The organism is Dactylosporangium sp. NBC_01737 (genome assembly GCF_035963215.1).
Classification (GTDB): domain Bacteria; phylum Actinomycetota; class Actinomycetes; order Mycobacteriales; family Micromonosporaceae; genus Dactylosporangium.
Window position 1 is genome coordinate 7,861,394 of sequence record NZ_CP109153.1, and the last position, 13,895, is coordinate 7,875,288.

The window sequence follows — 13,895 nt, forward strand, 5'->3', positions numbered from 1 at the left end:
TCACCCCTTCCGGTCGAGCACGGCCAGGCCCTCGGCGGTGATCCGCCGTACCTCGCCGTCGAGATCTCCGAACGTCTGCCCGGCCATCGCCCCGGCGGCCGCGCGGGCCGCGACCCCCTGGGCGATGACGGCGAACTTGAAATGCGCGAACGCCTCGTAGAAGGCGAGCTCCGTGAGCTGCGCCCCGGTCCGGCGGGCGTAGCGCTCGGCGAGGTGGCGGCGGCCGGGGAACCCCTCGTCGCGGGTGATCGCCGGGGTCAGCAGCGGCTCGGGCTCGCCGGGTTCACGCCAGTAGAACAGCAGCATGCCCAGGTCCGCCATCGGATCGCCGAGCGTCGACAGCTCCCAGTCGAGCACGGCGCGGACCCGCGCGGGGTCCCGGCGGTCGAGCAGGCAGTTGTCCAGCCGGAAGTCGCCGTGCACGATCGTGGAGCGCCGGGCGGCGGGCGCCGCGTCCGCCAGCCGGGCGCCGAGCTCGTCCAGCGCCGGCAGTTCATGGGTCTTCGAGGCGTCCCATTGGCTGCGCCAGCGGCGCAGCTGCCGCGCCATGAATCCGGCTGGCCGGCCGTAGTCACCCAGGCCGACCGACTCCGGATCGATGCGGTGGAGGTCGGCGAGCACGTCGATCAGCGCGTCGGCCATCGCGGTGCGGTCCGCCGGGTCGGGGGCGTAGTCGCGGGGCAGCGCGTCACGGACCACGTGACCGTCGACCTTCTCCATCACGTAGCACGGCACGCCGAGCAGGTCCCCGGTGCGGTCCTCCAGGATCACCCGCGGCACCGGTACCGCCGTGCCTGCCAGCGCCCGCTGGACCCGCGCCTCACGGCCCATGTCGTGGGCGCTCGGCAGCACCTCACCCGTCGGTGGCCGGCGCAGCACCACCGAACCCGCCGGGCTGACGAGCTCGAACGTGAGGTTCGACTTCCCGCCCGCGATCATCGTGACGTCCAGCTCGCGCCAGCGGTCGTCGTCCAGGGCCTCGGCGAGCGCCGGCCCCGTCCGCTCCGGGCACACCAGCTCCCGCAGGGTGTTCACCGGCCTTCCCAGACCGGCGACCGTTTCTCGGCGAAGGCGGTCGGTCCCTCGACGGCGTCCCGGCTGGCGAAGACGATGCCGGTCGCCTCGTCGTTGACCGCCCACGGCTCGTGCCGCGACCACTGCGGGTCCCAGTCCGAGCCGCCGGCGGCGGCCTGGTGCATCACGCGTTTCGTGTGCTGCACCGACAGCGGCGCGTTGGCGGCGATGCGTTCGGCCAGGGCCATCGCCTCCTCCAGCGCGGCCCCCGGCCGGGCGATCACGTTGACCAGCCCCCAATCGGCCGCGTCGCGCACGTCGACGGCGTCGCCGGTGAGCGCCATCTGCAGGGCGCGCTTGAGCGGGATCTGCCGCTGGAGCCGCACCACCCCGCCCGCGGCGGCCATCAGCCCCCGTTTGACCTCGGGCAGTCCGAGCCGGGCGTCCTCGGCGGCCACCACCAGGTCACAGGCCAGGGCGATCTCGGTGCCGCCGCCCATCGCGAACCCGTTGACGGCCGCGATCAGCGGCTTGTCGATCCAGTGCCGGACGAGACCCGCGAAGCCCCATTCCGGGTGCTCCGGTGCGGCGACCGGGCGACCTGCCGCCAGTTCCTTGAGGTCGGCGCCGGCGCAGAAGGCGCGGCCGTTGCCGGTCACCACCACGACCCGCACCTCGGGGTCGGCGGCGGCCCGCTCCAGCGCCTCCCCGACTGCGGTGGACAGCGCCGCGTTGACGGCGTTGAGGGCGTCCGGCCGGTTCAGCCGGATCACGGCGATGTGACCGGCCCGTTCGTACAGGGCGGCCGGTTGGACGTCGCCGGGTGCCGGCTCGGTGGTGGGTGTCATCGGGTCTCCAGCACGTCGCGCGCGATGATGTGCTTCATGATCTCGGTGGTGCCGCCGTAGATGGTGGTGACGCGGGTGTCGGCGAACGCCCGGGCGATGGGATATTCCTGCATGTACCCGTAACCGCCGAACAGCTGGACGCAGCGGTCGACGAGGCGTTTGTGCATCTCCGTTGCCCACCACTTGGCCTTGGCGGCGTCCACCGCGCTCAGCTCGCCGCGGTTGAACCGCAGCACGGCGTCGTCCACGTAGGTCTGGGACACCTCCAGTTCGGTGAGCATCTCGGCGACGGCGAACCGGGTGTTCTGGAACGCCGCGATGGGCCGGCCGAACGCCTGCCGTTGCGTGACGTGGTCGATGGTCCAGCCGAGCGCCGCCCGGGCGCCGGCGCAGGCGGCCACCGCGATGCCCAGCCGCTCCAGCGGCAGGTGGCTCATCAGGTAGGGCAGCCCGTGGCCTACCTCGCCGAGGACGTTGCCGGCGGGAACGACGGCGTCGTGGAAGAACAGCTCCGCGGTGTCCTGGGACCTCAGGCCGATCTTGTCGAGCTTGCGGCCGCGTTCGAATCCGGGTGTGCCCCGCTCCACGACCAGCAGGCTGAACGCGTGGCTCCGGGTGCCGGGGTCCGGGTCGGTCCGGGCGACCACGATCACGAGGTCGCTGTGGATGCCGTTGGTGATGAACGTCTTGGCGCCGTTGAGCACCCAGTCGTCGCCGTCGCGCCGGGCCGTCGTCCGGATGCCCTGCAGGTCCGAGCCGGTGCCCGGCTCGGTCATGGCGATGGCGCCGATCTTCTCGCCGGAGCAGAGGGCCGGAACCCACCGCCCGGCCTGTTCCGGTGTGGCCAGGTCGAAGAAGTAGGGCAGCACGATGTCGGCGTGGGCGGAGAACCCCGAACCGAGGGAGGTGGCGCCGACCTTGGCGAACTCCTCCATCATCGCGCAGCGGAAGCCGAAGTCGCGGATGGCCCCGCCGCCGCCGTACTCCTCGGGCGCGTTGACGCCCAGCAGCCCCTGCCTGCCCGCTTCGAGCCACGGCTCGCGCGGGATGATGCCCGCCCGGTCCCAGGGCTCGACGTGTGCGGTGACGTGCCGGGTGAGGAATTCGGCGACGCTGGCGCGGAACGCCTCGTGGTCGCCGGTGAAGAACGGGCGGCGGGCCCACAGATCCTTGCTCATGTCGGCTGTCGCCCGGATCAGAGGCGTTCGATGACGGTGGCGTTGGCCATGCCGCCGCCCTCGCACATGGTCTGCAGTCCGTACCGGCCGCCGGTGGCCTCGAGGTGATTGAGCATCGTGCCCATCAACCGGATGCCGGAGGCGCCGAGCGGGTGGCCCAGCGCGATGGCGCCGCCGCGGCAGTTGAGCTTCTCCAGTTCGCCGCCCACTTCGGCCAGCCAGGCCAGCGGCACGGGGGCGAAGGCCTCGTTCACCTCGTACGCGTCGATCGCGTCGATGCCGAGACCGGCCCGCTCCAGCACCCGCTGCGTGGCCGGGATCGGCGCCGTCAGCATGAGCAGCGGGTCGTCGCCGGCAACGGCGAACGCGTGGAAGCGGGCCCGCGCGCGAAGGCCGAGCTTCGCGGCCGTGTCCTCGCCCATGATCAGCGCCGCGGAGGCGCCGTCGGTCAGCGGCGAGGAGTTGCCTGCCGTGATCCGCCAGTCCACGTCCGGGAACCGCTCGCGCATCTCGGGAGCGTCGAAGGACGGCCGCAGCGCGGCCAGGCCCTCGGGGCTCGTCGCCGGACGGATCGTCTCGTCGGCGGCGAACCAGCGCTCGCCGTCCTCCCCGACGTTCACCGGCACGATCTCGTGGTCGAACCCGCCGGCGTTCGCGGTCTCGGCCGCGAGGCGGTGCGACCGGGCGGAGTACCCGTCGAGCCGCTCCCGCGAGAGCCCCCACTTCCGGGCGATGAGCTCGGCCGAGACGCCCTGGTTGACGAGCCCCTCCGGGTAGCGCCGGCGGATCGAGGGCCCCTGCGGGTCCTGACCCAGCGTGCTGACCCCCATGGGAACCCGGCTCATCGACTCCACCCCGCCGGCCACGACGATGTCGTACGCCCCCGCCATCACCCCCTGCGCGGCGAAGTGCACCGCCTGCTGGCTGGATCCGCACTGCCGGTCGATGGTCGTGGCCGGCACCGACTCCGGCCAGCCCGCGGCGAGCACGGCGTTGCGGCCGATGTTCATCGCCTGCTGGCCGGCCTGGCCGACGCAGCCGCTGATGACGTCCTCGATCCGCCCCGGGTCCAGGTCGTTGCGCTCTGCGAGGGCCCGCAGCACGGTGGCGTACAGGTCGACCGGGTGCACGCCGGACAGCGCTCCACCCGGCCTGCCCTTGCCCGAGGGGGTCCGGACGATGTCGACGATGACCGCTTGACGCATGGTCTCTTCCTTCGGTCGGGGGAGGGGCAGGCTCAGCGCGGGGCCATCCGGATGGCCCCGTCGAGGCGGATGGTCTCGCCGTTCAACATCGGGTTGGCGATGACCGCCGCGACCAGTTGGGCGTACTCCGCCGGCAGGCCGAGCCGGCTCGGGTGCGGCACCTGGGCGCCCAGCGAGTCGCGTACCTCCGGCGGCAGCTTCCCGAGCAGCGGGGTCTCGAAGATGCCCGGGGCGATCGTCACGACGCGGATCTTCAGTGCCGCGAGGTCACGGGCGATCGGCAGGGTCATGCCGACCACGCCGCCCTTGGAGGCCGAATACGCGGCCTGCCCGATCTGACCGTCGAACGCGGCGACCGACGCCGTGTTGACGATGACCCCGCGCTCCTCGCCGGGTGCCTCGTTGTCCGCCATTGCCGCGGCGGCGAGGCGCAGCGCGTTGAAGGTCCCGAGCAGGTTCACCCGGATGACCCGTTCGAAGTCGGCGAGCGGGAACGGCCCGCTCTTGCCGACGGTCCTGATCGCGTTGCCGATGCCCGCGCAGTTGACCAGGACGGCCAGGCTGCCGTCCTCGTTGGCGAGCGTGACCGCCGCGCGCACCGCGTCCTCGTCGGTCACGTCGGCGGCAGCGAACCGGACCGCGTCGCCCAGCGCGTCGAGCGGGCCGCGGTCGGCGCCCGGCAGGTCGAGGGCCACCACCCGGGCGCCCGCGGCCGCCAGAGTTTCCACCGTTGCCAGACCGAGTCCCGAGGCACCTCCGGTCACCAGCGCGTGTCTGCCTCGGACCTCCATGCCACAACCTCCGCGTTCGGGGTACTGAGTTAGCGATCGCTAAGCTAGCGTGTGATCAGTACCGAACGCAATCGCTACTGAGCGAGCGTTTGCTCAGCGGCTTCGGCGCGCTCTACGCTCTGCCGCGCGGCGCGGCGAGGGACCTGAGCACGGCAGAGACGAGGGTGACAGTGAGCGACGAGGCGTCCGGCTGGCGGGAGTACCCCCCACTTGAGCTGTCGCCGCTGCTGTCGCTGGCGCTCGACGAGATCGTCGAACACGGCTACGACGGCACGTCGGTCCGCAAGATCGCGAACCGGGCGGGCGTCACCGTGCCGGCGCTCTACTACCACTTCGAGAACAAGCAGGCCATGCTGCGGGAACTGCTCGACCATGCGATGCGGATCGTGCTCACGCACGCCCGGGCCGCCGTCGAGGAGGCCGGCACTGACTGCGCGGCCCGGCTCAGCGCGCTGGTCGAGGCCATCGTCCTGTACACCGCGCACCATCGCGACCTGGCGTTCCTGGACTCCGAACGACGCAGCCTCACACCCGAGAACCGGGCGCACTACGTCGCCCAGCGTGACGAACTCGAGCGCGAACTGCGCGACACGATCCGCGGTGGCGTGCAACAGGGCGTGTTCCGGACCCCGCACCCGGACGAGTGCGGCCGGGCAATCCTGTCGATGTGCCAGGGTGTCGCCGGCTGGTACCGGACGGGTGGCCCGGTCGACGCACCCACCATGGCCCGCCGGTACGCCGACCTGGCGCTCGCCACCGCGCAGCATCAGACCCAGGAGAGGGCACAGCCATGAGCGGCCCGCTGGACGCGTTCCGGCTCGACGACCGGGTGGTGGTCATCACCGGCGCGAGCTCCGGGCTCGGGCTCGGATTCGCCCGGGCGGTCGCCGCCGTCGGAGGCATCCTGGTGCTCGGCGCCCGCCGCGTGGAGCGGCTGCACGAGGTGGCGGAGGAGCTGCGGGCACACGGAGCGACCGTGCTCGTCCAGGCCACGGACGTCACGGTGCCCGAGCAGTGCCAGGCGCTGGTGGACGCGGCGGTGGCGGACCACGGGCGCGTCGACGTGCTCGTCAACAACGCCGGCCTCGGCGGCTCCGTGCCGGCCCTGCGCGAGACCCCCGACGCCTTCCGCCAGGTGATCGACGTGAACGTCAACGGCTCGTTCTGGATGGCCCAGGCGTGCGCCCGGGTGATGCCGGCGGGCTCCTCCATCGTCAACGTGGCCAGCGTCCACGGGGTCGTGGCCTCGCGGTTCCCGGGTGCCTCGTACGCCGCGAGCAAGGCGGGCGTGATCGGGCTGACCCGTGATCTCGCGCAGCAGTGGTCCCGCCGCAAGGGCATCCGGGTCAACGCCCTGTGCCCCGGCTACTTCGCCAGCGAGATGACGGCGACGGGTGAGGACAAGCTCCGCGACATGGTCGCCGAGCACAGCCTCCTGGGCCGCTTCGGCGAGCAGCCCGAGGTCGACGCGGCGCTGCTGTTCCTGGCAAGCTCGGCGTCGTCCTACGTCACCGGCACGACCCTCCTGGTCGACGGCGGCCTCTCCGCCATCTGAGGCCTGCCCCGAGCCACTAGAATCGCGCGCGGATCCGTGCCAGAAGAAGTGTCCGAGGAGTGCGATGGCCAGGGCTGTTGAAGCGGCGTACGAGGCCATCCGCGCCGGCATCGTGTCCGGCGAGTTCGCCCGCGGACAGCGGCTGCGCGAGGAGGAACTGGCGCTGCGCGCCGGTGTGTCACGCACGCCCATCCGCGAGGCACTGCGCCGGCTGGACGCGGAGGGCCTCGTCGAGTTCACGCCGAACCGTGGCGCCCGGGTGACCGCGTGGTCCGAACAGGAGCTCGAGGACAACTACGAGGTCCGCGCGATGCTCGAAAGCTACGGTGCCCGGCTGGCCGCGGAGCGCATCACCGACGACGAGCTCGACGCCATCGCGCGGATCGCGGCGCGGATGACCTCGCTGAGCCGGACGGGTGCGGCCGCCGCCGATGAGCTGACCGTGCTCAACGGCGACTTCCACCGCGCGATTCTGCGGGCCTCACGGCATACGCAGCTCGACAGCATGGTCCGCGGGATCATGGACACCCCGTTGATCTTCCGCACCTTCCAGCGCTACGGCGCGGAGCGTATGCGCACCAGCGTGCGGCAGCACGCCGAGCTCGTCCAGGCGCTGCGGGCCCGCGACGGCGTGTGGGCGGAGGCCGTCATGCGTGCGCACATCCTGGCCGCGCGTTCGACCGTGGTGCGGTCGCTGCGCGAGGAAGCGGACGGCGACTGACCGGGCACCGGTCACGGCCGGGCCCGGCCCGAGAGCCAGTCCGCGAGGGTGTCGGCCACCGTGTCGCGGGCGTCCTCGGACTCCGCGAAGTAGTGATCCCCGGGGAGCGTCACGAACTCCTTGTCCGCCGTGGCCGCCGCGTCGTAGAGGCCCTTGGCGTCGCTGGGGAAGACGCCGGTGTCGGCGTCGGGCTGCACCACGAGCGTGGGCAGGTCCAGACGCGTCAGGTGCGGTGCCGCGGCGCAGTCGGACTCCTCCAGGCTGAACATGTTGAGCCAGGTCCGCATCGTGTTCACCACGCCGACGCCCATGACGCCGTAGTTGGCCCGCCTGGGATCGCCGAAGTAGCACCGCGGCGTCGGCCGCTTCGAAGGGTCGATGCCCGGGTCGACGTAGCGGGGGTCGGCCCAGGTGCGGGCCATCGTGAAGATCCGGTCCCGCGCCGGCCGGTCCCGCGCGGCGTCGAGCTGCTCCTTGCACCACGCGGTCAGCAGCTGGTTGCGCGCGATCTGGGCGGTCCGGTACCGGGCGAGGAACTCCTCGGAGTATGTGCCGTCATGGCGCGGGTCGTACATGTCGAGTTCGGGGTCGACGGCGTTCGGGTCGTTCTCGTCGACCACCGACGGGTCCATCGTCCGCGTGATCCACTCGGGCCGGCCGGGGTGGGCCGCCAGGAACACCATCAGGTCGCCCGGCGGCAGGTGCAGGGCCGGCTCGAACACCCGGGACCGGCCGTACGGCGGGCGGATGTTCGGCTCGCGTGACTGCGAGTGGTACGCCGCCATCAGGGAGCCGCCGCCCGAGTTGCCGAGCAGGACGACGCGCTCGACGCCGCGCTCGCGCAGCAGGTTCACGCCGACACCGATCTCGGCCAGGGCGTGGTCGAGGGTGAAGAGGTGCTCGGCGCCGCGGAACCTGGTGTTCCAGCCGAGAAACCCGTAGCCGCGCTCCGCCATGCGGGTCGCCATGTAGTGCTCGGAGAAGTCGACGTTGTAGTGCGCGGCGATGAAGGCCGTTCGCGGGTTCCGGCCGGACGGCGTGTAGTAGAAGCCCTGGCACGGATGGCCACCGGCGCCGGCACGGCCCAGTGCCGGCGAGGGAACCCCGATGAACTCACGGTCGATGGCGGTCATGCGCGTTCCTCCTGTTGCGTCACCGGGTACTGCACTGCCTGGGTTCGCCGCACGCCGGGACCGTGGGCGGACGGCCAAGGGGGAAGGTCGGTGGACGCCCGGCCGCTCCAGGCGGGGCGGCGGCGCCGCAGGAACGCCTCGATACCCTCGCGGGCGTCGGGACGGTCCAGGAGCGCCTCCATCACCTGCCGCTCCGTGCGGCCGTGCTCGAACGGGTCGGCATCCACCGCTTCCCAGAGCAGGCGCTTGGTCGCCGCGACCGCGACCGGCGCGGCGTGCTCGACGATGTCGCGGGCGAGGGCGTGGGCGCGGGGGAGGACCTGGTCGCTGGGCAGCGCGGCGGCGGCCAGCCCCCAGCCGGCCGCCTCGGCGCCGGTGAAGCGGCGGCCGGTGAGCAGCAGCTCGTGCGCCCGTCCCAGGCCGACGTGGCGGACGAGGTTCCAGTGCCCCATCCACTCCGCGGTCACGCCGAGACGCACGAAGGGCAGCGCCAGCACGGCGTCATCGGCGACGAACCGCACATCGCACTGCATGGCCAGGGTGAGTCCGGCGCCGACCGCCGCGCCCTGGACCGCGGCGAGCACCGGCTTGCGGACCTGGTACGGCGCGATCCACTCGGCGCGCGGGCCCTCCGGCTCGGCGCCGCCGAAGCCGTCCTCGGTCATCTCCGAGCCGGCGCAGAAGGCCCGCCCGGCGCCGGTCAGCACGACCGCGCCGACGTCGTCGTCGGCGTCGCACCACCGCAGCACGGTGCTGAGCTCGTCGAGCATCGTGCGGTCGATCGCGTTGAGCCGGTCGGGCCGGTCCAGGGTCACCGTGGCGATGCCGTCGTCGACGTCGAACCGGATGCGCGTGAGCCCGCCGGGCGGCCCGGCGCATGACGTGTCGGCCCAGGCGAAGGTGTGCTCCTCGTACCGCATCAGGCGGCGAATCCGTGCGGGCCGAAGCGGTGCAGGTCGCCGAGCACCTCGCCGGATTCGGTGATCCCGGCGGTCTTGCGGGCCAGGGCCTTGGCCGTCTCCATGTCGAAGTGGTTGGTGACGACGACCTTCTGGGCGTAGAGCCCGCCGCCGGCCTGGATGACGGTCACGTGTTTCCAGCCGCCGTAGGCGTCGGCGGTGAAGTCGCGGATCGTGTGGAACAGCCGCATCCGGTAGTCGGCGTCGACACCGTCCATGGTGCGCATGTACTTGCGCAGGTCGGCCTCGGTCTCCGGGTTGTGCAGGTCGCGCAGGGACGGCGCGGTCAGCACCGAACCGCCCGCGATGTCGTGCAGGTTGCGCACCATCGTGCTGAACTGTGCGGCCGCGTGGTACTTCGCGGCGTTGGTGAACAGCTCGTCCGGTGAGGCCCATCCCTCGGGAGTGAACGTGGAGTGGGTCATCGCTGCCTCGAACGCGGCGCGGATCAGCGTCGCGTACGTGATCATCTCGGCGATCTTGTCCTTGATGTGCGCGACCCGCTGCAGGCCGTTGGCCTCGGCGATCAGCTGCGCGAGACCGACAAGGGTGTCCGCGAGGCGCACGTAGCTGCCGACGCTCCCGAGGCGCTCCCACAAGCCGAGGGAGTGCACGAAGGTCGCCGAGTGCTCCAGCTCGCCCGCCAGGAAGACGCGCTCGTGGGGGACGAAGACGTCGTCGAAGACGATGAGGCCTTCGGTCATCACGTTCCGGGAGCTGTACGGGTAGAAGTCCGGGTCCAGGTCGGGCCTGGGCGCGAACGAGGCGTTGATGACCCTGACCCCGGGGGTGTTGACCGGCACCGCGGCGGCCACGCTCCAGTCCTCCTCGCCCGGCTTCATCCGCTTGGTGGGCATGACCATGACGTCGTGCGAGACCGCCGCCGAGGAGATGTGCATCTTCGCGCCACGGATGACGACCCCGTCGGGTCCGCGGTCGACGATGCGCACGTACAGGTCGGGGTCGTCCTGTTTGCCGGGGGGCAGCGCGCGGTTGCCCTTGGCGTCGGTGATCCCCTGCACGATGCGGATGTCGCGGCGCTTGCTGTCGTCGAAGTAGGCCAGGGCCCGCTCGGCGTAGACCGGGTGCTGTGCCCGCATCCGGCTCGCGGCGGTGAGCACCATGAGCAGGCTGGCGGACGTGGAGATGGTCGGGAAGTCCCAGTGCAGCTGCCGCTGCTGGGCTTCGCGCAGCTCTTCCACGGAGGTGGGGATGAAGAAGTACGGGCCGTGGACGTCGTCGCCGGGCCGGTAGTGGCGGTCGTAGCCGGCCGCCGCGGCGAGGGCGGGCCCGCGCAGGAGCGGCTCGGCGGTGACGTCGGGCACCGAGTGGCCGTTGACGAAGATGCGGCGGCCGTCGCGGAGGGATTCCAGGTACTGGTCTCCGGTGAGCATCAGGACGGCTCCTCAACACAGGGGACTGACGGGTTCATGAGATCTGGCCCTCCGCGAGGAGTTCACGCAGCCGGACCTTGTCGATCTTGCCGGCGGGGTTGCGTGGGAAGGACTCGACGACCACGACGCGCTGCGGCACCTTGTAGCTGGCCAGCCGGCCGCGGCAGTGTTCCTTCACCTCGGCCGCCGACGGTGCGTCGTGGCCGTCGCGCAACGCCACGACCGCGGTCACCACCTGGCCCCAGTGCGGGTCCGGCTCGCCCACGACCGCGATCTCGGCCACGGCAGCGTGCCCGCCGACGACGTCCTCGATCTCGACGGGGTAGACGTTCTCGCCGCCCCTGATGATCATTTCGTCGGCGCGGCCGGCCAGGTGCAGGAAGCCCTCCGGGTCCTTCCACGCGAGGTCGCCGGCGCAGAACCAACCGTCGCGGACGGCGCGGGCGGTGAGGTCGGGCCGGTCGAGGTAGCCGCTCATCACCGTGTCACCCCGGCTGGCGATCACACCGATCTCCCCGTCCGGCACCTCGGCCCCGTCGGGGTCCAGGAGCCGCACGTCGCAGCCGAAGGCGGGCCGGCCGATCGTGCCGAGCAGCCACTCCTCGCCGCCGAGGGCGCGCCGGTGGTCCTCGGGCCGCAGCACCAGCTGGCCGCCGGCCTCGGTGCCGGCGCCGAACCCGTTGTGCAGGTCGCAGCCGAAGACCTCGGCCATGCGCCGGACGACAGCGGTCGGCATGGGCGCGCCGCCGTACATGATGGAGCGCAGCCCGGAGAAGTCCGCCTCGGCGAGCCGCGGATGTTCCAGCAGCTGGATGATCATGCTCGGGACGAGCATCGCGTGCCGGACACGTCCCGACCCGAGCCACGACAATGCCAGGTCGGCGTCCCACTGCGGCATGACCACCGATGCCCCGCCGCGCGCAACGCCGTAGAGCAGATGCCCGAACCCGCCGGCGTGGAAGAGCGGGGCTCCGGAGTAGATCAGGTCGCCGGGCCGCAGGCCGAGCTCCAGGACCCCGGACTGCGTGATCGCCTTGATCATCCGCTGCGACTGCAGCACGCCTTTCGGCGTGCCGGTCGTCCCGCTGGTGAAGGAGATGCTCAAGATGTCGTCGTCACCGGTGACGGCCTGGAGTTCGCCGCCGTCCGGTCCGCCGGCGAGGAACTCCTCGTAGCCCGCGGCCCCGGTGGCCGCGCCCTCGAACCGGACGGCGGCGCGGAGCCGGCCGGCGAGCTCGGTCATGCAGTCGTCGACGATCTCCTGGTAGCGGGCGCTGTGGAAGATCACCTGGGCGCCACTGGCGGCCAGCACCGTGCGGATCTCTGCCGGAGCGAGCCGGAAGTTGAGCGCCACGTAGGTCGCGCCCAGCTTCATGCAGGCCAGCAGCACCTCGACGTACTCGAGGGAGTCCACGGCGAGCAGCGCGACCCGGTCGCCGCGCCCGATCCCGATCTGCCGCAGTGCACGGGCGAGCCGGGTGATGCGCTCCTCGCCATCGGCATACGTGCGGGTCCGCCCGTCCGCGGCGACCAGGAAGTCCGCCTTCGGTGTGAAGCGTGCCTGCACGGTGACCCAGTCGCCTGGGGCCAGGCCGGAAAGCTGCACGGGGGTGCCTCCATTCATCGACGGCCGTCCGGCTCGGCGACGACGTGCATCCGCACCTCGTCGCCGTGCATCCATCCGTGCCGCCGGGCGAAATCCACCATGCCGTCGAACTCGCCACGCCACCGGCGATCGCTCGCCCGCTCGCCGGCCAGCCGCAGCAACGTCTCGGTGGTCACGAAGACGTGACCGTCCTGCCGGCGTCCCCAGGTGCCGATCGCCGCGTCACCGGCGATCTGCGCGGACAGCGACCGCAGGTCGTCGAGGTCCACCAGCGTGACGCCGCCTTCCCGGACCAGCAGGATCATTGTCCGGCCCGCCCGGGCACGGGTACGGAGCTTCCGGAGTAGAACGAGGCAAGCTGGGTGTCCTCGCCGTGCGCGGCGAGCACGGACGCGGTCAGCAGCCTGGGTTGCTGCCCCGTGGAGTCGAGCAGCTGGCGGTTCGACACGGCCCGCCGGTAGTACAGATGGGCCGGGTGCTCCCACGTGAACCCGATGCCGCCGTGCAGGTGGATCACCTCGCGGGTGATCTCGGCGCCGATCCGCCCGCAGTACATCCGCGCCACGGCCAGCCCGGCCAGCGATTCCGGCCGCCGCCCGATCGCGTCGTTGTGCTGCACCGAGCGCACGGCGACGGACAGCGCGGAGCGTGCCCGCTCCAGCGAGACCAGCAGGTCGGCGCACTTGTGCTTGACCGCCTGGAACGAGCCGATCGGCCGGCCGAACTGGGTGCGCACCTTGACGTAGTCGACCGCCATCTCCAGCGCGCGTTCGGCGGCGCCCACGCACTCGGCCGACATGCCGAGGATCGCGCCCTGGCGGATGGCGGCCACGCCGGCGCGGGCGCGGTCGTCCTCGGCGAGCAGCACGGCGCGGGCGCCCGTCAGCCGCACCGCTCCCATGCGCCGGGTCAGGTCGAGCGCGGCCAGCGGGACGACCTCCACCCCGGGGTCGTCGGCCTCGACCCAGAAGAACGCGTGGTGACCGTGGTGCTCGGCGAGCACGAGGAGGGCGTCGGCCGCGGTCGCGTCGACCACACAGGGAAGTTCGCCGCGGATCTCGAAGTCGCCGCCGGCGCCCGCCTTGGCGTGCGGGTACTCGAGCGGGAACTTCTCCTCGATGGGCAGCACCGGCACCGCGACGAGGTCGCCGGCGGCGATGCGGGCGAGCCGGCGCCGGTTCTCCTCGTCGTCGGCGAGGGCCACGAGTGCCGCCGCCACCAGTGAGGTGGTCAGGAAGGGACCGTCGTCGAGGGCCCGGCCCAGCTCGGTGTGCACGGCGACCTCCTCGGCCAGTCCCATCCCGGCGCCGCCGAACTCCTCGGGAATCCGGACGCCGGGCAACCCCAGCTCGTTCGACTGCCGCCGCCAGCGATCGCGGTCGAGCCGCGGGGCCGCGCCCGGGCCGGGCGCCGCCCCGCGCAGGGCAGCTCCGGGGTCCCGCTCGAGGTGGGCGCGGACCACCTGCCGCAGCTGTTCGATGTCGTCCATGC

At 72.2% G+C, this 13,895-nt stretch carries 14 protein-coding genes; 3 read left to right on the forward strand and 11 right to left on the reverse strand.

The window, feature by feature from the left end:
* From OHA72_RS35870 to OHA72_RS35890, 5 genes are read right to left on the reverse strand one after another with little or no spacing between them, the layout of a single operon-like run.
* Positions 1 to 1,035 (reverse strand): phosphotransferase family protein, encoded by a 1,035-nt coding sequence (locus OHA72_RS35870; RefSeq protein WP_327000487.1) that lies wholly within the window; start codon positions 1,033 to 1,035, stop codon positions 1 to 3.
* Positions 1,032 to 1,862 carry a crotonase/enoyl-CoA hydratase family protein gene (locus tag OHA72_RS35875; RefSeq protein ID WP_327000488.1) on the reverse strand — a complete coding sequence of 277 codons (831 nt, stop codon included), beginning with the start codon at positions 1,860 to 1,862 and terminating at the stop codon, positions 1,032 to 1,034. Before OHA72_RS35875 ends, OHA72_RS35870 begins: the two co-directional genes overlap by 4 nt.
* The gene (locus tag OHA72_RS35880; RefSeq protein WP_327000489.1) at positions 1,859 to 3,040 is read right to left on the reverse strand and encodes an acyl-CoA dehydrogenase family protein; all 1,182 of its coding nucleotides are present in this window, start codon (positions 3,038 to 3,040) and stop codon (positions 1,859 to 1,861) included. The genes OHA72_RS35875 and OHA72_RS35880 overlap by 4 nt, the downstream gene beginning before the upstream one ends.
* A 17-nt stretch (positions 3,041 to 3,057) precedes the next feature.
* A complete protein-coding gene (locus OHA72_RS35885; RefSeq protein WP_327000490.1) occupies positions 3,058 to 4,245 on the reverse strand; it encodes a thiolase family protein in 1,188 nt (395 codons plus the stop codon).
* Between the two features lie 32 nt (positions 4,246 to 4,277).
* A complete protein-coding gene (locus tag OHA72_RS35890) occupies positions 4,278 to 4,973 on the reverse strand; it encodes an SDR family NAD(P)-dependent oxidoreductase (protein ID WP_327000491.1) in 696 nt (231 codons plus the stop codon).
* 233 nt (positions 4,974 to 5,206) lie between these two features.
* On the opposite strand from OHA72_RS35890, the gene OHA72_RS35895 reads away from it, so the two are divergent.
* The 3 genes from OHA72_RS35895 (at position 5,207) to OHA72_RS35905 (ending at position 7,312) form a co-directional block, all read left to right on the forward strand.
* The gene (locus OHA72_RS35895) at positions 5,207 to 5,830 is read left to right on the forward strand and encodes a TetR/AcrR family transcriptional regulator (protein ID WP_327000492.1); all 624 of its coding nucleotides are present in this window, start codon (positions 5,207 to 5,209) and stop codon (positions 5,828 to 5,830) included.
* A complete protein-coding gene (locus OHA72_RS35900) occupies positions 5,827 to 6,591 on the forward strand; it encodes an SDR family NAD(P)-dependent oxidoreductase (protein WP_327000493.1) in 765 nt (254 codons plus the stop codon). The genes OHA72_RS35895 and OHA72_RS35900 overlap by 4 nt, the downstream gene beginning before the upstream one ends.
* 64 nt (positions 6,592 to 6,655) lie before the next feature.
* Positions 6,656 to 7,312, forward strand: coding sequence for a GntR family transcriptional regulator (locus OHA72_RS35905; protein WP_327000494.1), 657 nt, complete (start codon positions 6,656 to 6,658; stop codon positions 7,310 to 7,312).
* An 11-nt stretch (positions 7,313 to 7,323) separates the two neighbouring features.
* On the opposite strand, the gene OHA72_RS35910 is transcribed toward OHA72_RS35905, so the two are convergent.
* From OHA72_RS35910 to OHA72_RS35935, 6 genes are read right to left on the reverse strand one after another with little or no spacing between them, the layout of a single operon-like run.
* Positions 7,324 to 8,445 carry an alpha/beta hydrolase gene (locus OHA72_RS35910; protein ID WP_327000495.1) on the reverse strand — a complete coding sequence of 374 codons (1,122 nt, stop codon included), beginning with the start codon at positions 8,443 to 8,445 and terminating at the stop codon, positions 7,324 to 7,326.
* The gene (locus OHA72_RS35915; protein WP_327000496.1) at positions 8,442 to 9,365 is read right to left on the reverse strand and encodes an enoyl-CoA hydratase/isomerase family protein; all 924 of its coding nucleotides are present in this window, start codon (positions 9,363 to 9,365) and stop codon (positions 8,442 to 8,444) included. The genes OHA72_RS35910 and OHA72_RS35915 overlap by 4 nt, the downstream gene beginning before the upstream one ends.
* Positions 9,365 to 10,798 carry a 4-hydroxyphenylacetate 3-hydroxylase N-terminal domain-containing protein gene (locus OHA72_RS35920; RefSeq protein ID WP_327000497.1) on the reverse strand — a complete coding sequence of 478 codons (1,434 nt, stop codon included), beginning with the start codon at positions 10,796 to 10,798 and terminating at the stop codon, positions 9,365 to 9,367. The genes OHA72_RS35915 and OHA72_RS35920 overlap by 1 nt, the downstream gene beginning before the upstream one ends.
* Positions 10,799 to 10,832: 34 nt before the next feature.
* Positions 10,833 to 12,404, reverse strand: a complete 1,572-nt coding sequence (locus OHA72_RS35925) for a class I adenylate-forming enzyme family protein (RefSeq protein ID WP_327000498.1) — start codon at positions 12,402 to 12,404, stop codon at positions 10,833 to 10,835.
* 14 nt (positions 12,405 to 12,418) lie between these two features.
* On the reverse strand, positions 12,419 to 12,709 hold the full coding sequence (locus tag OHA72_RS35930) for a hypothetical protein (protein ID WP_327000499.1): 291 nt from the start codon (positions 12,707 to 12,709) through the stop codon (positions 12,419 to 12,421).
* Positions 12,706 to 13,893 (reverse strand): acyl-CoA dehydrogenase family protein, encoded by a 1,188-nt coding sequence (locus OHA72_RS35935; protein WP_327000500.1) that lies wholly within the window; start codon positions 13,891 to 13,893, stop codon positions 12,706 to 12,708. The genes OHA72_RS35930 and OHA72_RS35935 overlap by 4 nt, the downstream gene beginning before the upstream one ends.
* Positions 13,894 to 13,895: the final 2 nt, after the last annotated feature.